The organism is Brevibacterium samyangense (assembly GCF_039529845.1).
Classification (GTDB): Bacteria; Actinomycetota; Actinomycetes; order Actinomycetales; family Brevibacteriaceae; genus Brevibacterium; species Brevibacterium samyangense.
Window position 1 is genome coordinate 192,245 of the sequence record NZ_BAAANO010000013.1, and the last position, 19,966, is coordinate 212,210.

Genomic DNA, 19,966 nt, shown 5'->3' on the forward strand with positions numbered 1-19,966 from the left:
CGGCCCTGCGGCGTTTCGCCAACGCTATTGCCGGGGGAAATCGATTCGGTTGACTTCTCGCGAGGGGTCAACCGAATCGATTTCCCTCGCCGAATCCGTTGGCGTGCGGGGGCGTTGAAAAAGGAACAGGTACCTGTTGACAGTGTTCGACAGGTACCTGTACCGTTTCTGCAGGTACTTATAACAGGTACCTGTCGAAGTGCGTCTTCGGCATCCGGATCCCGCCGTCGGTCTCAACCACGATGCTTCAGCTCCTCCGGCGACGGGCCGCACTCGAGAGGCCCATCATGAACACCACATCGTCGACCCCGGATCCCTTCGACGAGGACCCCGTCCTCGAGGGGGAGATCACCGACAGCACGGATCACACAGACAGTACCGATGCCACGTACAGCACCGGGGGCGACTCGAGCACGCACCCCGCGGACGGTACGGCACAGGAGGAGCCCGAGGCACCCGCCGGTTCCGAACAGGACCTCGATCGGCTGCTCGCGCGGCTCGTGTCCCTCGTCCACCGCAAGAAGCTCCGACGGCGCGGACGTGGTTCCGGCGCCGGCGGTCCCTTCGCGGACCCGACCCGCGGGCAGGGGCGGCTCCTCGCGCTCCTCAAGATGCAGGACGGGATGCCCGCGAAGGACCTCGCCTACGTCCTCGGGATCCGCCCGGCCTCGCTCAACGAACTCGTCACGAAGCTCGAACGTGCCGGCCTCGTCGTCCGGGAGCGCTCACCGGAGGACGGACGCGTCATGCTCGTGCGGCTCACGGAGGCCGGACGGGCGACGAGACAGGAGATCCCCGACTCCGACCTCTTCAAGGGGCTCACCGAGGAACAGCGGCTCACCCTCGCAGAACTCCTCCGGATCGTCATCGCGGACCTCGAGGCGGAACTCGGGACGCCCGGACCGGACCTCACCCCGTGGATGGACGAACTCCGTGCCCACCTCGGCGAGGACCGCTACGAGACGTTCGTGTCGACGATGACCGAGGCGCTCGGCCCCGGCTGGGAACACCGACTCCGCGGCTTCCTCGGCCGCGGGAAGCGGCGCGGAGGGCCGCGCGGCGGTCACCGTTCCGGTCCGCACGCCGGACACGCCCACGGCGACCGCGCCGGCCGACGGGGGTTCGACCCCGAACGACTCTTCGGCGAGGACGGTCCCTTCGGACCGAACGGCCCCTTCGGCGACCGCGGTCCGTTCGGGGACGACGGTCCGTTCGGAGACGAGGGGCTCTTCGGCGACGACGGCCCGTTCGGTCCGAACGGCCCCTTCGGCGACAACGGTCCGTTCGGCAAGAAGGGACCCTACGGCGACAGCACAGGACGATCCCCGCGCAGCGAATGAATCAGCGCCGGACGTGATTCGGCCCAGCACGTGACTCAGCGCAGCGAGTACCGCTGGATGATGGTCGCCCCGTCGGTGAGGGAGGACATCAGGCGTACCCGGACGACCTCGGGCAGGGGGAGGTCCCCGAGCAGCCGCGAGGGCGCCGGTCCGGTGCCGTCGATGTCCTCCTCCGCCGCACGGGGCGTCCCCACGAGCAAGGGGGAGACCGTGAGGCACAGTTCGTCGACGGCTCCGGCGCACACCCACGCATGCATGAGTGCGGGGCCGCCCTCCGTGAGGATGCGGACGAAGCCGCGGCCGGCGAGGTCCTCGAGCACCGCGAGCGGCGGGACTCCGTCGTGTTCCTCGTGGTCCTCGTGCACGACGACGTTCTCGGTGCCGCAGAAGCTGCGCAACCGTGTGAGCTCGGCCTCCGCCCGTGTCGTCGTGTGCACGATGACGGGCGAGTTCCCGGCGACCTCGAGGCGTTCGATGTCGATCCGTCCGGACCGGGTCACGAGAACGAGGGCCGGCACGTCGTCCTGCTGCCGCAGCCGGCGTTGAGCGAGGTGACGGGGCTTCGGTGACAGCCGCGTGTACCCTTCGGCGCGGGCGGTTCCGGCGCCGACGACGACGGCGTCCGCGAGCGACCGGAGCACGGAGAACACACGTTTGTCCGCCGGGGAGGAGATCGAACCCGAACGCCCGTCACCGCCGACGACCGCGCCGTCGACCGTCTGCACGAAGTTCGCCTGCACCCGCACCCCGTACGGACCGGGATCGAGCGAGTCGTAGAGGTCGACGAGCGCGGTCTCGTCGTGTTCGGGCGGCAGCGGCCGGAACTCCGGATGGATCTGCACGAGCTCGGCCTGCGGCGCGGCCTTCGAGTGCGCGGACAGCTGGATGACGTTCGAGTCGTCCGTCACCGGGCGATCACCTCTTCCGGTCCCATGACGATGTGTGGTGCGGCGGCGGGGTCGAGAGTGCGCAGGAGCGTGCGCATGTCGTCGGCGCTCATGGAGATGCACCCCTTCGTGGGTGAGTCGTGGTCGACGTGGAGCCAGATCTTGCCACCGGCGTCCCAACCGAGCGGACGCCGGTCGTCGGTCGGCGGCGAACCCGGGACCCGGTTGTAGTCGATCGCGATGACGAAGTCGAAGACGTCCGCCCAGTCGTCCCCGTACGTCGCCTGCGCGTTCGTGCGCAGGCTCGGGTCGTGGGTGTACGGCAGCTTCGCGCCCGGATCGGGTAGCGCGCCTCCGGCATCGGTGAGCGTGAAGACGCCGATCGGGCTCGTCCGGTCACCCTCCCGGCGGTCCTCGAGCCAGCCGGCCCCGCCGTTGTGCCCGGCGAACTCGCCGGTGCGTTCCCAGGTACCGTCCGCGAACTCCCAGAGGGCGGTCCGGGCCTCGGTTCCGTCGGCGTCCGGGGTCGAGGCGACGAGCACCTGGGTCGTCTCCGCAGGGATCCGCGCCATCGTCTCCGGACCGAGGCCGGGGATCGCAGGACCGGGCGCGTCGGTCGAGGTGTTCCGTGGGGCCGAGGCGGGATCGGTGGACCCCGCGGGTACCTGGAGAACGGGGGCGGCGAAGTCGCCGGCGAGTCGCTGGGCCGGAGCCGGCAGCGCCTCGGGATGCGAGGGGCGGGCGTCCGCGCTGCGCACCTGGGCGAGGACGAACACGAGCACGAGCACGGCACCGAGGGCGACCGCACCGAGTGCGAGCGCCGTACGAGCCGTGGGTCCCGAGCGTGACGCGGGGCTCGGGTGACGGGAAGAGCCGAAGGGGTCCACGGGTGTCAGCGTAGCGAACACGTGTGGACCCCTCCGGAAGGCGCGCGCGGCGCGGGGGATCAGCGCAGCCCTGAGCGGGGGATCAGCGCAGCCCTGAGCGGGGGATCAGCGCAGCCCTGAGCGGGGGATCAGCGCAGCCCTGAGCGGGGGATCAGCGCAGCGCGCGGTTGACCGCGGAGATCACGGCCTTGAGCGAGGACCGGGTGATGTTCGGGTGGAGGCCCGCACCCCAGAGCACACGGTCACCGATCGCGAGTTCGACGTAGGACGCGGCCGTCGTGTCCGCTCCGGTGCCGACCGCGTGCTCGCTGTAGTCGGTGAGGCGGATGTCGACGTCGAAGCGCTCGGCGAGGAGATTCACGAGGGCGTCGATGGGGCCGTTGCCGTGGCTCTCGAAGGTGCGTTCCTGGCCGTCGACGACGAGGTCGATCTCGATCGTCTCCGAGTTCTTCGAGGCCGGGGCCGCGGAGTCCGCGTCGTTCGCCGAGGTGGTGCGCAGCCCGGTGATCCGGAACCGACCCCACTGCTTGTCGGCGTCGTCGGCCGGGAGGTACTCGTCGGAGAAGATCCGCCAGATCTCCGGGGCACTCACCTCGCCGCCGGCCTCCGTGTGGTGCTGGACGACCTGGGAGAACTCGACCTGGAGGCGGCGCGGCAGTTCGAGCCCGTACTCGGACTTGAGGAGGTAGGACACCCCGCCCTTGCCGGACTGGGAGTTCACGCGGATGACGGCCTCGTAGGTGCGGCCGAGGTCCTTGGGATCGACCGGCAGGTACGGCATGTCCCATTCCATCTCGTCGATCGGGATGCCGGCCTTCGCCGCCCGTGCCTCACGGTCGCGGAACGCCTTGTTGATCGCGTCCTGGTGCGAACCGGAGAAGGAGGTGAAGACGAGATCGCCGCCGTAGGGGTGACGTTCGTGCACGCCGATCTGGTTGCAGTACGTGACGGTGCGGATGACCTCGTCGATGTCGGAGAAGTCGAGTTCGGGGTCGACGCCTTGCGAGTACAGGTTCATCGCGACGGTGACGAGGTCGAGGTTGCCGGTGCGTTCGCCGTTGCCGAACAGGCAGCCCTCGATCCGGTCGGCACCCGCCATGAGCCCGAGTTCGGCGGCCGCGACGCCGGTGCCGCGGTCGTTGTGCGGGTGGAGGGAGATCGCGACGTCCTCGCGGTACGGCATGTTCCGGGAGAACCATTCGATCTGGTCCGCATAGGTGTTGGGGGTGCCGCGTTCGACGGTCGCCGGGAGGTTGACGACGGTCTCGCGGCCGGCGGCCGGCTGCCACATGTCGAGGACGTTGCCGACGATGTCGAGGGCGAACTCGGGTTCGGTGTCGACGAAGATCTCGGGGGAGTACTCGTAGCCGAAGTCGGCGTCGCCGAGGAGCGACTCCGCGTGCTTCATCACGGCCTGGGTGCCGCGCAGGGCGATGTCGCGGGTCTCGTCGAAGCCCTCCCCGTCGAAACCGAACACGACCTTGCGGAACACCGGTGCGGTCGCGTTGTACAGGTGGACAGTCGGCATCCGTGCACCGACGAGCGACTCCACGGTGCGTTCGATGAGGTCCTCACGCGCCTGGGTGAGGACGGAGATCCGCACGTCGTCGGGGATCGCGTCCTCCTCGATGATCTGGCGGACGAAGTCGAAGTCCGGCTGGGAGGCGGCGGGGAACCCGACCTCGATCTCCTTGAACCCGAGCTTCACGAGGAGGTCGAACATCTTCCGCTTGCGGTCGGGGGTCATCGGGTCGATGAGTGCCTGATTGCCGTCCCGGAGGTCGGTGGAGAGCCAGCGGGGGGCCTTCGTGATGACCTGGTCCGGCCATGTGCGGTCGCGCATGTCGAGGGAGATGCGCTGCTGGAAGGACTTGTACTTGCCGAAGGGCATCGGGCTGGGCTTCTGGTGATTCGCCATGGAACTGTTCCTTCTTCGGTACGCCGGTGGAATGGATGCGGCGGGTGGCTGATTCAGACCGGCAACACGAACACCGCGGAGGGGATCGGCCTGCTGTCAGGCCCCGCCGCGGCAGCGAAGAAGGAGAAAAACGTTCCTGGTCACATGCCCACCATAGACGAGAGCGGACCCCGGAGGTCCAATCCGGGGTCCGCCATGTGATACGCCGAGCTCAGTTCTCGAAGGTCGCTGCCGCCCGGGCGAGCGTGAAGCCCTTGCCGGTGGAGTCCGAGGCGCACGACATGCCCTCCTCGGAGGACGTGCACGTCATCCCGTGGGCGGACACCGTCTTCCCGTAGTCGAGGGAGGTCGCGGCCGGTGCACCGTCCGGGGACTCCTCGCACGAGTACCCCGCACCGTCGTTGTTCGCGACGACGACGGAACCGTAGTCGACCGCACATCCCTCGGGCGCCTCGCCGGCGTCGAAGTCGAAGTCGGCGATCGCACACCGGGCCCGCTCGGCATCGATCGTGCACGAGATGTTGCCCGAGGGAGACGCGAAGGACTCGATGTCGGCGTCTTCCACCGGTTCCTCGCTCGCGGTGTCGGTGGAGCCGATCGCTCCCGCGTCCTCACTCGTCGCCGGTTCCGGAACCGCGACACTCGCGACGTCGAAGGGCTCCTCACGGCCGAGGTAGTCGACGACCATGTAGGCGATCACCGCGAGGATCGCCGCGGCGCACAGGAGCACGATCGCGAGGGCCCACCCGGGGATGCCGCGGCGCCGTTCCGGGTAGGGATACGCGTACGCCTGCGGGATCATCTGCGAGGGCGGGGAGACCTGCTGTCCGTTCCCGGCTCCCGGTGCGCCCGGGCCCGAGGCGCCCTGGGCGGAGGCGGCGAACGCCGCCTGGGCGAGGCCCTGGCCCGCGGCCTGTCGGGTGGGCGCCTCGGCTGCGGCGGGGGCACCTGCTGCAGCACCGGCGTTCCACGTCGAGGGAGCGGCCTGCGTGCCGGCGGCACGCTCGGCGGCGAGGACCTCCTTGCGGCTGCGACGTTCACCGCGGGAGGAGGCGGGCTCGGAGCGCGGCCCGTCGATGCTGTCGACGTGCGACTCCTTCGCGAGGTCCTTGAGTTCGTCGAGGCTCATCGCCCGGGTGGAATCGGCCTCGTCCTCACCGCCGGACAGTGCGCTCGCGTCGAAGATCTGGGTGGCCTCGTCCGATGCGTCCGGACCGCTGCTCGCAGCGCCCTGCGGGGACGGGGTGCCCACGGCGGGTCGGTCGATGAACAGCTGAGTCGTGAGCGACTCCTCCGGCTGCTCCTCGGCCGGACGCCGACGCTGCGGTCGGTGGTCGGGTCGGGGCGGAAGATTCATGCGGTCCATCCTAGCGATCGGTCGGTGGGATGCCGTTCAGGAACCCGCTCACGCACGCACCGACGGCCCCGCCGGACCCGGATTCCCGGTATCCGCCGGCCGGTCGACGGCCCCGCCGAAGCGGCGGTCACGGGACGCGTACTCGAGGACCGCGTCCCACAGGGTGCGGCGGTCCACGTCCGGCCAGAGGACGTTCTGGAACACGTACTCGGCGTACGCGGACTGCCAGAGGAGGAAGTTCGAGGTGCGCTGTTCACCGGAGGACCGGAGGAACAGGTCGACGTCCGGGACGTCGGGAGCGTAGAAGCGGGAGGCGAGGGACTTCTCGGTGATCCGGGCGGGCTTCACCCGGCCGGCGGCGACGTCCTCGGCGAGGTCCTTCACCGCGTCGACGATCTCCGCTCGTCCTCCGTAGTTGACGCAGAACTGGAGCGTGAGGCCGGTGTTGTGCTTCGTGAGTTCCTGCGCGTCCTCGAGCTGGGAGATCACGGACTTCCACAGGCGTCCCCGGCGTCCCGACCACACGATCCGGACCCCGAGGGCGTGGAGTTCGTCGCTCCTGCGCGCGATGACCTCCTTGTTGAAGCCCATGAGGAACCGCACCTCCTCGGGCGACCGTTTCCAGTTCTCGGTGGAGAACGCATAGGCGGACAGGTAGTCGATCCCCATCTCGATCGCCCCGTGGATGACCTCCATGAGGGCGGCCTCGCCGGCCCGGTGCCCCTCGGTGCGCGGTAGTCCTCGCTCGTTCGCCCAGCGTCCGTTCCCGTCCATGACGACCGCGACGTGCCGGGGCACGAAGGTGCGCGCGATCTGCGGCGGGGTGGCGCCGGAGGGGTGAGGGGGAGGGGCGGGGTAGGACATCGGGACTCCGTTTCTCGGGGTTGCACGTGCAGTGGGCGACGGACCGGTGCGGGCCCGCACGTCGGCAGCGGGCCCCCGGGAACGCTAGTCGAGGACGGCGAAGGAGCGCACGCGCCGTTCGAGGTGCCACTGGACGTACACGGTGATGAGGCGGGACGCCTCGGTCATGGTGTGGAGGGCGGCCGCCCGTGCCCGCTCCCAGTCACCGGACAGGAGGGCGGCCATGTGGAGCACGGTCTCGGAACTCGGCAGGGCAGCTCCCTGGGGGCGGCACGCCGAGCACACGGCCCCACCGAGGGCGGGGGAGAACGCGGGGTGCGGGCCGGGCGCGCCGCACTGGGCACAGTCGACGAGGCTCGGTGCCCACCCGGCGATCGCCATCGCCCGCAGGAGGTACGCGTCGAGGCTGAGGCGCGGTGGGTGCTCCCGGTTGCACAGCGAGCGGAGTGCGGACAGGAGCATGAGGTACTGGGCGCGGGTGTGTGGTTCGTCCTCGGTGAGCCGGGTGGCGGTCTCGGCCATGACGCTCGCCGCGGAGTACGCGTCGTAGTCGCTCCCGAGCCCCTTGGCGAAGGGTTCGAGGAGTTCGACCTGCGTGACGACGTCGAGGGACCGGCCCACATGGCACTGGAGATCGACGTACATGAACGGTTCGAGGCGCGAACCGAAACGCGACTTCGTGCGGCGCACGCCCTTCGCGACGGCACGGACGAGCCCGTGATTGCGGGTGAGGACGACGACGATGCGGTCGGCCTCGCCCAGCTTGTGGCCGCCGACCACGATCCCCTCGTCGCGGTAGTACTTCACCGCACCATTCTCTCACCACCGCGGCCGGAGGCACCCGAGCGGACCGTGAACCCGGTGGCCGAGTGCCTCACACCTCGAGCGCGAGGTCGGTCTCCGGAACGGCCGAGCACAGGAGGACCTCGTCCGGCCCCCGGGCGGCGATCGGTTCGAGCGGATAGAGCACCCGTCCGGCGGCCAGGCGCACTGCGCACTTCCCGCACGAGCCGGCTCGGCACGAGTTCGGCACGTCGACGCCCCGGTCCTCGAGGGCCTCGAGGAGAGTGCCCTCCTCCGGGGTCCACGTGAAGTCCGCCGAGGCGCCGGCCGGGTCGTCCTGCCGTGTCACGCGGTCCTTCCTCGTCACTGCGCCCCGGACCGTCACCCGGGCAGGGGGAAGTTCGGCGACGAGCGATTCCGTGTCGCCACCGGGGGAGGAGAACACCTCCCGGAGGATCCGGTCCTCGTGCACACCGGCGGTCCGGGCGCTGCGGACGAGCGCCTCGGTGAGCGGAACCGGGCCGCACAGGAGCACTGCCGTGTCCTCCGGGGCCACGGCCCCGTCGGGAGTCCCGTCGAGAGCCTCGGTGAGGAGCGCCTCGGGACCGGGCCGGCTCCCGGCGGCGGTCGAGACACGGACGAAGCGGGTGCGGACCCCGGTCTCCGACTGCCCTGTGAGGCGCTCCTGCAGCCGGACGGCGACGGAACTCGGGTCCTGCGCGCGTTCGACGTGGACGAGAGTGACGGTGCGGACGGAGTCCGGCAGTCCCTCGGCGAGGACGCCGAGCGCGGCGGTCGCGCCGATGCCGGCGGTGACGAGGCCGAGGAGGGCGGCACCGTCGAGCCCGGTGGCCGTGACGGCGCCGAAGGGCCCGGACACGAGAAGGCGGGTGCCCGGAACGAGCGCATGGACCGCCTCGGAGCCGGGCCCCTGGAGGCGGACGAGGACGGTGAAGGTGCCCGTGGCGCGGTCGACCCCGGTGATCGTAAAGGCCCGCCACAGCCCGGGGGCGAGGTGGAGGCGCGCGTGCTGCCCGGGCTCCCACAGGGTGCCGATCCAGCCGAGGGAGTCCCGGAGGCGGAGCTCGGCGACCGCCTCCGCTCCGGATCCGGACACCTGCACGGTTTCGACGACCGCGAAACGCGGGGAGCTGCGGTGCTGCACGTCGAACGTCCCGCCACGGGCCCCGGACGGTTCCCAGGCCCGTTCCTCGGGGGTGTGGAGGACCTCGATCGGGTCGCCGACCGAGAACGTGCCGCTCTCGATCACGAACGCGTCGATGCCCATGTGGACGTGACCGAAACCGGTGGCGAGGAGACGCGGGACGTTGGCGTCGACCGCGGCGGTCGTCGGGTCCACCTTCGTCGCCGGGCAGCGCTCGCTCGACTTCCGCACGCCGACGACGGCAGTGCCGATCCGCAGGACCGCCCCGATGAGTCCGTACTCGGCGAACGCCGGAAGACCCTCGACGAGGAGGTTGCCGCGGAACCGCAGCGGGTCGAGATCGCGTCCGGCGTACTCCGCGAGCGCGGCCACCGTGGCCGGGTTGATGAGCGAGAGGCCCGAGAGCCGGCCGTCGAACATGCCCTGCCCGGCCCGCACGAGGTGACGGGGTTCCCCACCGCGCGCGGCGAGCAGCCCGCGGAGCACCGCCGAGGCGCCCTCGAGCGAGGCCGGATCGTCCGGATCGATGTCCACCCGGGCCCCCGACGGGGCCGTGAGCGTGATGTGTGCGGGGTCCTCGGCGCCGTCCGTCGCCACCGACCACTGCTGGAGGCTCGTGTCGGTCTTGAGCGCGGTGAAGGACAGGCAGTGGTTCCACTCACCGTCGCTCACCGGTGTCGAGCCGTTCGGGAAGGCGAGGAGCCGGTCCCCGTGGATCCCCGAACCCGCCCGGACCCGGGCCCGGGTGAGCGATTCGGTGGGGAAGCCCTTGACGGGGAAACGGTGGATCGTCTGAATACGCATGGACCCGAGTCTACGAAGACCCGGGTCCATGGTGGTGGAACGGTGGTGCTCAGCAGGTCACGGACGACCTGCGCGGAGGGTGATCAGTCGCGGAACTTCTTGCGGAAGCCACCGCGGTCGCCACCGGAGAACTTGCCGCCGCCGCGCGGGCCGCGGTCGCCGCCCCGGAAGCCGCCGCGGCGCTCGCCGTCACCACCGGAGCGCTTGAACCCGCCGGTCCGGCCCGGGCGTCCGGAGTCCTCGCGGATCTCGATGAGCTTGCCCTGGACGCGGGTGTTCGAGAGGCGCTCGAAGGTCTCGCGGGAGAGGTCCTGCGGGAGGTCGACGAGGGTGTGGTTCGACCGGATGTCGATGTGACCGATCTGGGCGGAGCTGAGGCCGCCCTCGTTCGCGATGGCACCGACGATCCCACCGGGCTGCACGCGGTCGTTGCGACCGACCGCGAGGCGGTAGGTCTTCATGCCCTCGCGCGACCGGGCCGGACGGCGCTCGCGTCCACCGCGGTCACCACGATCGCCGCGGTCACCGAAGGAATCGCGCTCGCGACCCTTGCGGGGCTTGGGCTCCGGGAGCGGTTCGGCGGTGAGCTTCTCACCGTCGAGGAGGAGGACGGCGAGGGCCGCGGCGATCTCCGAGGGCTCGACGTCGTGCTGCGTCGCGTAGGACTCGACGACGGGGCGGACCTCGTCGAGGTCGAGACCCGAGAGCGCCTCGGTGATGCGCTGCTGGAACTTCTGGATCCGGGTGTTCGTGAGGTCCTCGACCGTCGGCAGGGCGAGCGGCTCGACCTTCTGACGGGTGGCGCGCTCGATCGAACGGAGGAAGTTCATCTCGCGCGGGGTGACGAAGAGGATCGCCTCGCCCGAACGGCCCGCACGGCCGGTACGGCCGATGCGGTGGACGTAGGACTCGGTGTCGTGCGGCACGTCGAAGTTCACGACGAGTTCGATGCGCTCGACGTCGAGGCCGCGGGCGGCGACGTCGGTCGCGACGAGCATGTCGATGGTGCCGCGCTTGAGCTGTTCGACGGTGCGCTCACGTGCCTGCTGCGGGATGTCGCCGTTGATCGCGGCCGCGGTGTAACCCCGGGCGCGGAGCTTCTCGGCGAGCTCCTCGGTCTGCTGCTTCGTGCGGACGAAGAGGATGGTGCCGTCGTAGTCCTCGACCTCGAGGATCCGGGTGAGGGCGTCGAGCTTGTGCGCGTGGTTGACCGTGAGGAACCGCTGACGGACGTTCTGGTTCGTCGTCGTCTTGCCCTTGACCCGCACCTCGACCGGATCGTTGAGGTACTGGCCTGTGATGCGGTGGATCGAACCGGGCATCGTGGCGGAGAAGAGCGCGACCTGACGGTCGTCACCGGCGGCGTCGAAGATCGCCTCGATGTCGTCCTGGAAGCCCATCTTGAGCATCTCGTCGGCCTCGTCGAGGACGAGGTGACGGAGTTCCTCGAGGTGGAGGGAACCGCGCTTGAGGTGGTCGATGACGCGGCCCGGGGTGCCGACGACGATCTGGGCGCCGCGGCGCAGACCCTGCAGCTGCGGGGTGTACGACTGGCCCCCGTAGATCGGAAGGACGGAGAAGTCCGGGATGTGCGAGGCGAAGGAGGTGAATGCCTCGGCGACCTGGAGCGCGAGCTCACGGGTCGGGGTGAGAACGAGGGCGAAGGGGCCGTTCTGGGCGCGACCGGCCTCCGCGAGGTGCGAGAGGACGGGCAGGCCGAAGGCCGCGGTCTTGCCGGTGCCGGTCTGGGCGAGGCCGATGACGTCGCGACCGGCGGTGAGCAGCGGGATGGTCTCCGCCTGGATGGGGGAGGGACGCTCGTAGCCGAGGTCCGTGATCGCGGCCTGCACTGCGGGGTGCAGATCGAAATCGGTGAACGGCGCGATCTCCGGGGCTTCCGAGCCGGCGGCCGGCGCAGCGTTCGCCGCGTCGGTGTTCGTGGTGTCGGGAGCGTCGAGGACGGCGGTGTTCTGTTCTGACATGAAGACTCTCTTTGCGAATCGGCACACACTTGATCGCAGGTGACTGAGTTGGCGATCGCCCCGGACGGCCGCCCTTGCACTCCACTCACGCAATCAGGGCCGATACCGCAAAGCCGAGTGCCTACTCGTGTCCCGGGATCACACTCGGATCCTCGTGTGGTGCGCACGCTCTTCGGGAGCGGGGCCCATGGTGCACGGCACAAAACAGCTGCGGAAAACAGGTTTGGGTGTGCGACCAGTCTACACGGGATCGCCGGTGAGGGGCGTTCGGGCGGTGTTCGCTGCGCCACAGTCGCGGGTGCGGCCGCGCTCGCACACCGTGCCGTCGGACTCGCGCGCACCCTGCGTGTCGCCGGGACGTCTCGACTACGCTGGGGGATCGCGCATGCGAGCGACAGCCAGCCGTTCGCCCCCTATGAAGGAGATATTCGTGGCATCGACGTTGGATTCCGTCATCGAACTGGCCAAGCGACGCGGTTTCGTGTTCCAGGCGGGTGAGATCTACGGCGGAACCCGGTCCGCATGGGACTACGGCCCACTGGGCGTGGAGCTCAAGGAGAACATCAAGCAGCAGTGGTGGCAGACCTTCGTGCGCGGACGCGGCGACATGGTCGGCCTCGACTCCTCGATCATCCTGCCCTCGCAGGTGTGGCAGGCCTCCGGTCACGTGGAGACGTTCACGGATCCCCTCGTCGAGTCCCTCCACACCCACAAGCGCTACCGTGCCGACCACCTCATCGAGGCGTACACCGCGAAGCACGGCCACCCGCCGGAGAACGGCCTCGCCGACATCCGCGACCCCGAGACCGGCCAGGAGGGCAACTGGACGGAACCCCAGCAGTTCTCCGGCCTCATGAAGACCTACCTCGGTCCGGTCGACAACGAGGAGGGGCTGCACTACCTCCGCCCGGAGACCGCGCAGGGCATCTTCGTGAACTTCAACAACGTCGTCACGGCCGGCCGCAAGAAGCCGCCGTTCGGCATCGGCCAGGTCGGCAAGGCCTTCCGCAACGAGATCACCCCCGGCAACTTCATCTTCCGCACGCGCGAGTTCGAGCAGATGGAGATCGAGTTCTTCACCCACCCGGACGAGGCGGGCACCTGGTTCGACAACTGGGTCGAGGACTGCTGGAACTGGTTCGTCGATCTCGGCATCGACCCCGCGCACATGCGCCGTTTCGATGTGCCGGAGGACGACCGGGCGCACTACTCGGCCGCCACGATCGACATCGAGTACGAGTTCGGTTTCCAGGGCAACGCATGGGGCGAGCTCATGGGTATCGCGAACCGCACCGACTTCGACCTCACGAACCACACCGAGAACTCCAACGCGAAGCTCCAGTACTTCGACCAGGCGTCCGGTGACCGCTACACCCCGTACGTCATCGAACCGTCCTTCGGTCTCACCCGGTCGATGATGGCGTTCCTCGTCGATGCGTACACCGTCGACGAGGCGCCGAACACCAAGGGCGGCGTCGACAAGCGTGTCGTCCTCAAGCTCGACCCGCGCCTGGCGCCGGTGAAGGCGGCGGTGCTCCCGCTGAGCCGCAACGAGAAGCTCTCGCCGAAGGCCCAGGCACTCGCGGCGGAACTCCGCAAGCGCTGGAACGTCGACTTCGACGACGCCGGTGCGATCGGCCGTCGGTACCGCCGGCAGGACGAGATCGGGACGCCGTACTGCATCACCGTCGACTTCGACACCCTCGACGACGATGCCGTCACGATTCGCAAGCGCGACGACATGTCGCAGGAGCGGATCGCCCTCGACGAGGTGCCCGCGTACCTCGCCGCCGGCCTCGGCTGCTGAGGGCGGCCGAGGACACACCACCGTGCGGGGTCGGGAGCATGTGCTTCCGGCCCCGCCGTCGTTCGCCCCCTCCGATCCCGAGGTCCCCCGATGCACATGCCCCACTCCTCGCTCCGTTCCCGTCGGCGTGGCCGAGGTCGTGACACGGCGGCGGCGCAGGTCGCCGTCTCCCGGCGCGCCTGGACACTCATGGCGGCGTTCCTCGCGCCGCTGGTCCTCGCGACCGTCCTCGGGCTCGTCCTCCTGTGGCCCGGCGCCGAGGCGCGCGGTGGTTCCCCCGCGGACACCCTGTGGGATCCCGCCGCCACCGCCGCCGGCAGTGGTTTCGTCACCGGCACCGTCATGGCCCTCGACCTCGGGGAGTGCCCCGATGCGGACACCGCCGGATGTTCGGCGGCGACGTTCCGGGAGGGCGACTCCGCCGGATCCGGTGGGGCGCCTCGGGAGGGGAGCCTGTACGTGCCGCCGGAGGCGATGCGCGCCGGCCTCGCCCCCGGGGATCCGATCAAGGCGTTCTCGCTCGACGTCGCGAGTCCGGGAGCTCCGGCGGGGACGGAGAGTTCGGTGGCGGCGGAGGCCGCGGCGGCCCCGGGCGCTGCGGACTACGTGTTCACGGACTTCGACCGGAACCTGCCGATCGGGGTGCTCGCCGTGGTCTATGCGCTCGTCGTCGCCCTCGTCGCCGGGCTCAAGGGGGTGCGGGCGCTCCTCGGGCTCGTCTTCGCATTCACCGTCATGCTCGGCTTCATGCTGCCGGCGCTCCTCGACGGGGGTTCGGCGGTGCTCGTGGGGTGCGTGGCCTCGGCGGTCATCATGTTCGTCGTCCTCTACGCCGCTCACGGGTTCTCGGCCCGGACGACGACGGCGCTCCTCGGCACCTTCGGCGGGATCGCGGTGACCGGGGTGCTCGGGCTGTGGTGGAGCGAGTGGTCGCGGCTGTCGGGTGTGTACACCGAGGAGAGCTACCTCCTGTACTCGAACGGGGTGTCCACCGCGGACCTCGTCGTCTGCGGGATCCTCGTCGCCGGTCTGGGCGTGCTCAACGACGTCACCATCACGCAGGCGGCGGCCGTCTGGGAACTGCGGTCCTCGAACCCGCGGGCCGGGCGCCTCGAGGTGTTCCGGTCGGCCATGCGGATCGGGCGGGACCACATCGCCTCGACGGTCTACACGATCGCGTTCGCATTCGTCGGCGGAGCGCTCATGACACTCCTGCTCGTCGTGTCGAGTTCGCGCGGTTTCCTCGAGTCACTCACCCTCGGCGAGCTCGCGATCCAGGTGGTGAACATCCTCGTCACCTCGATCGGTCTCGTCCTCGCGATCCCGCTCACGACCGGGATCGCGGCGCTCGTCGCGGTGCCAGCCCGCCCCGAGGCGGCGCCGGGTCCTGAGGCGGCGCCTGGTCCCGAGTGAGCACCACTTTGCGTCGGTGAGGAGGAAACAATCCCTGTCACGCGGCGCAAAGCGGTGCTTTCGCGGCCGTGCGCGCCCCGCTCACACGAACGCGAGCACGAGCTGGACGAGTGCGAGCACCGCGACGTACACCGCGAGCACCCAGAGGAAGAGGTAGCGTAGGAGGGTGCCGCGGGCTGCGGCGTCCGTCCCGGCGACCTGTGAGGCGAGCATCGCCCTCCCGACCGAGGCGTTCGAGCCGATCGCGCCCACCTCGTTCGTCGTCGCGAGCACGAGTGTGCGGTCCATCCCGAGAGCGTCCGCCCCGAGTCCGAAGGTCGAGGCGAACATCGCGTTCGTCCCCGTGCCCGAGGCGGTGACGACTCCGCCGAGCACCGAGAGGAACCCGCCGATCCAGAGGAACCCGGCGGGTCCGGTGAGCGTGATGAGGTCACCGATCGACGCCGCCATGTCGGTGGCGGTGAGGACGAATCCGAGGAGCAGGAAACCGAGGGTCGCGGTCGCCGCCGGGGCCCAGCTCCGGACGACCGCGACCGCGGTGGCCGGCAGGTTCCACGGGGCCGGTTCCTGACCGGCCCACGCGCGTTCGGAGACGAACAACGAGGTCACGGTGCCCACTGCGAGCCACAGGGCCGGCGAGGTGAGCACGGTCGCGGCCGCCGCGGGCACGTGCGGTGCGACGAACGCGGCCGCCACACAGCCGAGGAGCAGAGTGAGGTAGGGCGTGAGCGCGAGGAGGACCCGCGGGCTCATCGACACGTCGTTGCCCTGGAGGCGGAACACCGCGAAAAGGACGGCGAGCACGAGCACCGACCCGAGCACACCGGCGACGGGTGTGCTCACGAGGATGTTCGCCACGAGGATGCCCGCCCACATCGTCACCCCTCCGAGGAGGTTCCACAGCACGATCGGCACCGTGTGCTCCGGCCGGTGGAATCGCAGGGTCGCGGTGACGACGACGACGGAGACGAGCACCGCGGCTCCGTTGATCCACGCGTTCTCGATCCCGAGTTCCGTGAGGTCGACCCGCCCGAGTTCCGCCGCGATGCGGGTTCCCGGACCGAGCGATCCCCAGGGCGCCATCGTGAGTCCGAGCACGCCGAGGAACGCCGCCCGCAGCGGACCGAAACCGAGGTGCACGAGGATCGGGATGCCGATGGTGATCCCGACGCCGTAGCCGGTCACGCTCTCCGCGAAGGGGACGATCGCCCACACGACGAGAGCGGCGCCGGCCGTCGGACCGGGAACGGACCGCAGGAGCCAGGCGGAGAAGGTCCGCATGTACCCGGAGGCCTCCTGGACCCGGGCGAGTGCGAGACCGCCGAGCATGATGAGCATGATCTCGAGGAACAGGGGCACCTGTGCGAGGAATCTCCCCGCCCAGACACCCGCCGGTTCCGGGAACCACAGGAGTGCGACGACCGCGGCGGTGAGGAAGCCGAGGCCCGCCGAGATCATCGGCGAGACCCGCACGAGGATGCACACGACGGCGACCGCGACGGGAAGGAGGGCGAGGGCGCCGGACGTGAGCTCGGGGTTCATGGTTCCTCTCGGGCACGGAAGGGGAGAGCGGGGTGCACAGGGACACGCAGGGAACGGACATGCGGGGAAACGAGTACAGGACTACCATGGTGGGGCAGGTGTCGTCGACGAAGGGTGCACCGCAGTGAAGTGAGAACCCGCTTCCGCGTCAGTGTTCCGCCGGATTCCTCCCGTGCGGAACAGCAGTACTGAACGAAACGGGTTCCCTCATGCCTTCCGGCAACCTCACTTCCGGCATCTCCCTGTCCGCACTGTCCTACTCCCTTCCCGACGGCACTCCCGTCCTCCGGGATCTCACCGCCACGCTGCCGCCGGGCCTCATCGGCCTCGTCGGTGACAACGGCTCCGGCAAGTCCACGCTCGCCCGGCTGCTCGACGGCACCCTCGCCCCGACTTCCGGTGCGATCACCGGCGCCGGCCAGGTCCACGTCGTCGACCAACTCCTGCCCACCTCCTCCGTCACCGTCGCCACGGCCCTCGGGATCGCCGAGGCGCTCGCCGCCCTCCGCCGTGTCCTCGCCGGGGACATGGACGAGGGCGACCTCGACCTCATCGGCCAGGACTGGGACCTCGAGGAACGGGCTCTCGCGGCACTCGCCGAGGTGGGCCTCGACACAGCGGGCCCGCGGGAGGGGACCGGTCCGGCTGCGGCCGGTGGCGCCTCGGCGGCGGCGGTCCTCGACCGGCGCGTCGACTCCTTCTCCGGTGGCGAGGCGATGCGCATCGGTCTCGCGGCGGCGCTCCTCGCCGGCGCGCACTGGCTCGTCCTCGACGAACCGACGAACAACCTCGATGCCGCCGGGCGTGCCCTCGTGTTCGAGGTACTCGCCCGCCGGACGGGGCCCACCCTCGTGATCTCGCACGACGTGGAACTGCTCCGTCGCGTCGAGTGGATCGCCGAACTCGCCGGCGGGCTGCATCTGTACGGCGGGAACTGGGACGCATACCGCGAGGCCGTGGAGACCGAGGAGGCGGCGCGGCGCGCACGTGTCGTCGACGCCCGGAAGGTGTTCGAGAAGGAGAAGAAGCAACGCATCGAGGCGGAGACGAAACTCGCCCGGGCCGCCGCGTACGGCGCGAAGCGGAACGACAGCGGCCCGAAGATCCTCATGAACAGTCTCAAGCAGAAGGCCCAGGGGAACGCCGGGCGGGTGCGGGGAGCCAAGGCCGCCGACGAGGACGCGGCACGGGAGGCGCTCCGGGTGGCCCAGGACGCGCTGCGGCGGGAGACCCTCATCCGGTTGTCCCTGCCGGAGACCCGGGTCCATGCGGGCAAACAGGTGCTCGAGGTGGTGCGTGCGACCGACGACACGCGGAGCGATGAGGTCGTTCGCCGGATCGTCGGACCCGGGAAGGTGCGCCTCGTGGGGCCGAACGGATCCGGCAAATCGACGTTCCTCGATCTGCTCACCGGCGCAGCGGGCGGCGGAGGAGACGGCGACGGGGGAGCAGGTGACGGGGGAGCGCGCGGCCCGGCCGGGCACGCCGCGGAGTTGTTCCCCGGCCTCGGAGTGCACGTCCACGTGCCGGTGGGCACGCTCGCCCAGCAGTACGGGTTGTCGGCGGACCGCACGGTGCTCGAGGCGATCCGCGACTCGGCCCCCGATGCGGACGTGCACCGGATCCGTGAGGTGCTCGCGGCACTCGAACTCCGGGGGAACCGCGTGGAGCAGGACTGCGGCACGCTCTCGGGCGGGGAACGGTTCCGGGTGGCGCTCGCCGCCCGGCTCGTCGCGGATCCCGCTCCGGGGCTCCTCGTCCTCGACGAACCGACGAACAACCTCGATCTCACGAGCACCGAGGTGCTCGTGCAGGCCCTCGAGGCGTACGAGGGAGCGGTCCTCCTCGTCACCCACGATCCCGAATTCGCCCGGCGGGCCGGGGTGGACGAGGAATGGGACGTGGAGGACCTGCGTTCGGACTGCAGGCTGTGACCTTCCGTGCACCTCGTGGGGACGGGGCACGGTGGAACGACGAGAAGTGGAAGAATGGTGACGTGACAACGACGATCGAGACCCCTCAGACAGACGCGCGGAGCACCGATTCACGCAGCGCGGACACGCAGCGTGCCTTCGTGCCCCGGTCCCTCACGATCGGGAACATCGCACTCGATTCTCCCGTCGTGCTCGCGCCCATGGCCGGGATCACGAACACCGCGTTCCGTCGCCTGTGCCGCGAGTACGGGGCCGGCCTCTACGTCACGGAGATGGTGACGAGCCGCGCGCTCGTCGAACGCAATGCCAAGAGCATGCGGATCATCCATCACGAGCCCTATGAGACCCCGCGGTCCGTCCAGCTCTACGGCGTCGACCCGGTCACCATCGGGCAGGCCGTGCGCATGCTCGTCGAGGAGGACCGGGCCGACCACGTCGACCTCAACTTCGGGTGCCCCGTTCCCAAGGTGACCCGCAAGGGCGGCGGGTCCGCCCTCCCGTGGAAGCTCGACCTCTTCACCGCGATCGTGCAGACCGCGGTGAAGGAGGCCTCGAAGGGCGACGTCCCCCTCACCATCAAGATGCGCAAGGGCATCACCGGTGACCATCTCACGTACCTCGACGCCGGTCGGATCGCCCGGGACGCCGGGGTCTCCGCGATGACGCTCCACGGCCGCACGACCGCGGACCTCTACTCGGGACGCGCCGACTGGGACGCGATCGCCCGGCTCAAGGACGAGATCGGGGACGCCGTCCCCGTCCTCGGCAACGGCGACATCTTCGCGGCCGAGGACGCGGTGGAGATGATGCGGCGCACCGGCTGCGACGGCGTCGTCATCGGACGCGGTTGCCAGGGCCGTCCGTGGCTCTTCGGCGACCTCCAGTACGCGCTCGCCGGGAGCGACGAACGCATCCGTCCGGGTCTCAAGGAGGTCGCGGATGCGGTGTACCAGCACGGGGTCTACCTCACCGAGTACTACGAGGACGAGTTCTTCGGGGTCCGTGATCTCCGCAAGCACATCGCGTGGTACTTCAAGGGGTACCCGGTGGGCGGGCAGCTGCGGCAGAAGCTCGCGATGGTGTCCACCCTCGCCGAGCTCCGTGAGCTCCTCGACGGCCTCGGCGACGCCCCGTACCCCGGTGCGGACGCCGAGGGCACCCGTGGGCGGACCACCCGCCCGAAGAGGCCCCATCTGCCCGACGGCTGGCTCGACTCGCGGGAGATGGCCGAGGACCGCAAGGCGGAACTCGCGCTCGCCGAGCTCGACGTCTCCGGGGGCTGA

General features: G+C 70.1%; 14 protein-coding genes. 5 read left to right on the forward strand and 9 right to left on the reverse strand.

The genetic code is table 11. From position 1 onward, the window contains the following. Positions 1-287: 287 nt before the first annotated feature. On the forward strand, positions 288-1,340 hold the full coding sequence (locus tag ABD172_RS07615; protein WP_344308421.1) for a MarR family winged helix-turn-helix transcriptional regulator: 1,053 nt from the start codon (positions 288-290) through the stop codon (positions 1,338-1,340). Positions 1,341-1,375: 35 nt separating this feature from the next. Here the strand turns inward: ABD172_RS07615 and ABD172_RS07620 are convergent, their stop codons facing one another. The 8 genes from ABD172_RS07620 to ABD172_RS07655 form a co-directional block, all read right to left on the reverse strand. Next, positions 1,376-2,248: a dihydrofolate reductase family protein gene (locus tag ABD172_RS07620; RefSeq protein ID WP_344308423.1), complete on the reverse strand. Its 873-nt coding sequence runs from the start codon at positions 2,246-2,248 to the stop codon at positions 1,376-1,378. Beyond that, complete coding sequence (locus ABD172_RS07625; protein WP_344308425.1) at positions 2,245-3,114, reverse strand: L,D-transpeptidase family protein; 870 nt, start codon at positions 3,112-3,114, stop codon at positions 2,245-2,247. The genes ABD172_RS07620 and ABD172_RS07625 overlap by 4 nt, the downstream gene beginning before the upstream one ends. 151 nt (positions 3,115-3,265) lie before the next feature. After that, positions 3,266-5,032 (reverse strand): 2-isopropylmalate synthase, encoded by a 1,767-nt coding sequence (gene leuA, locus ABD172_RS07630; RefSeq protein ID WP_344308427.1) that lies wholly within the window; start codon positions 5,030-5,032, stop codon positions 3,266-3,268. A 211-nt stretch (positions 5,033-5,243) separates the two neighbouring features. Then, the gene (locus tag ABD172_RS07635) at positions 5,244-6,389 is read right to left on the reverse strand and encodes a DUF6636 domain-containing protein (RefSeq protein WP_344308429.1); all 1,146 of its coding nucleotides are present in this window, start codon (positions 6,387-6,389) and stop codon (positions 5,244-5,246) included. A gap of 48 nt (positions 6,390-6,437) precedes the next feature. After that, on the reverse strand, positions 6,438-7,253 hold the full coding sequence (locus tag ABD172_RS07640) for an isoprenyl transferase (RefSeq protein WP_344308431.1): 816 nt from the start codon (positions 7,251-7,253) through the stop codon (positions 6,438-6,440). A gap of 84 nt (positions 7,254-7,337) precedes the next feature. After that, positions 7,338-8,060 (reverse strand): DNA repair protein RecO, encoded by a 723-nt coding sequence (recO, locus tag ABD172_RS07645; RefSeq protein WP_344308433.1) that lies wholly within the window; start codon positions 8,058-8,060, stop codon positions 7,338-7,340. A 67-nt stretch (positions 8,061-8,127) separates the two neighbouring features. Further along, the gene (locus ABD172_RS07650; protein ID WP_344308435.1) at positions 8,128-10,005 is read right to left on the reverse strand and encodes an MOSC domain-containing protein; all 1,878 of its coding nucleotides are present in this window, start codon (positions 10,003-10,005) and stop codon (positions 8,128-8,130) included. Positions 10,006-10,088: 83 nt separating this feature from the next. Beyond that, positions 10,089-11,987: a DEAD/DEAH box helicase gene (locus ABD172_RS07655; protein ID WP_344308437.1), complete on the reverse strand. Its 1,899-nt coding sequence runs from the start codon at positions 11,985-11,987 to the stop codon at positions 10,089-10,091. Between the two features lie 415 nt (positions 11,988-12,402). Between ABD172_RS07655 and ABD172_RS07660 the strand changes: the two genes are divergently transcribed. Both ABD172_RS07660 and ABD172_RS07665 read left to right on the forward strand, forming a co-directional pair. Beyond that, the gene (locus ABD172_RS07660; protein ID WP_425546666.1) at positions 12,403-13,794 is read left to right on the forward strand and encodes a glycine--tRNA ligase; all 1,392 of its coding nucleotides are present in this window, start codon (positions 12,403-12,405) and stop codon (positions 13,792-13,794) included. A 96-nt stretch (positions 13,795-13,890) separates the two neighbouring features. Continuing rightward, positions 13,891-15,207 carry a YibE/F family protein gene (locus ABD172_RS07665; RefSeq protein WP_344308438.1) on the forward strand — a complete coding sequence of 439 codons (1,317 nt, stop codon included), beginning with the start codon at positions 13,891-13,893 and terminating at the stop codon, positions 15,205-15,207. Between the two features lie 81 nt (positions 15,208-15,288). Here ABD172_RS07665 and ABD172_RS07670 read toward each other — a convergent pair whose 3' ends face one another. Next, entirely contained in the window at positions 15,289-16,749 is a 1,461-nt protein-coding gene (locus ABD172_RS07670) for an L-lactate permease (RefSeq protein WP_344308440.1), read from the reverse strand. A gap of 209 nt (positions 16,750-16,958) precedes the next feature. Here ABD172_RS07670 and ABD172_RS07675 point away from each other — a divergent pair, with 209 nt between their 5' ends. Then, positions 16,959-18,683, forward strand: coding sequence for an ATP-binding cassette domain-containing protein (locus ABD172_RS07675; protein WP_344308442.1), 1,725 nt, complete (start codon positions 16,959-16,961; stop codon positions 18,681-18,683). A gap of 140 nt (positions 18,684-18,823) precedes the next feature. Next, a complete protein-coding gene (gene dusB, locus ABD172_RS07680) occupies positions 18,824-19,966 on the forward strand; it encodes a tRNA dihydrouridine synthase DusB (RefSeq protein ID WP_344308536.1) in 1,143 nt (380 codons plus the stop codon).

What these genes read in the sequence shown, in the direction of transcription:
- ABD172_RS07615 (WP_344308421.1), top strand. Translation starts at nt 288, where the DNA reads ATGAACACCACATCGTCGACCCCGGATCCCTTCGACGAGGACCCCGTC.
- leuA (WP_344308427.1), bottom strand. Translation starts at nt 5,032, where the DNA reads ATGGCGAATCACCAGAAGCCCAGCCCGATGCCCTTCGGCAAGTACAAG.
- ABD172_RS07635 (WP_344308429.1), bottom strand. Translation starts at nt 6,389, where the DNA reads ATGAATCTTCCGCCCCGACCCGACCACCGACCGCAGCGTCGGCGTCCG.
- ABD172_RS07640 (WP_344308431.1), bottom strand. Translation starts at nt 7,253, where the DNA reads ATGTCCTACCCCGCCCCTCCCCCTCACCCCTCCGGCGCCACCCCGCCG.
- ABD172_RS07650 (WP_344308435.1), bottom strand. Translation starts at nt 10,005, where the DNA reads ATGCGTATTCAGACGATCCACCGTTTCCCCGTCAAGGGCTTCCCCACC.
- ABD172_RS07655 (WP_344308437.1), bottom strand. Translation starts at nt 11,987, where the DNA reads ATGTCAGAACAGAACACCGCCGTCCTCGACGCTCCCGACACCACGAAC.
- ABD172_RS07660 (WP_425546666.1), top strand. Translation starts at nt 12,403, where the DNA reads ATGAAGGAGATATTCGTGGCATCGACGTTGGATTCCGTCATCGAACTG.
- ABD172_RS07665 (WP_344308438.1), top strand. Translation starts at nt 13,891, where the DNA reads ATGCCCCACTCCTCGCTCCGTTCCCGTCGGCGTGGCCGAGGTCGTGAC.
- ABD172_RS07670 (WP_344308440.1), bottom strand. Translation starts at nt 16,749, where the DNA reads ATGAACCCCGAGCTCACGTCCGGCGCCCTCGCCCTCCTTCCCGTCGCG.
- ABD172_RS07675 (WP_344308442.1), top strand. Translation starts at nt 16,959, where the DNA reads ATGCCTTCCGGCAACCTCACTTCCGGCATCTCCCTGTCCGCACTGTCC.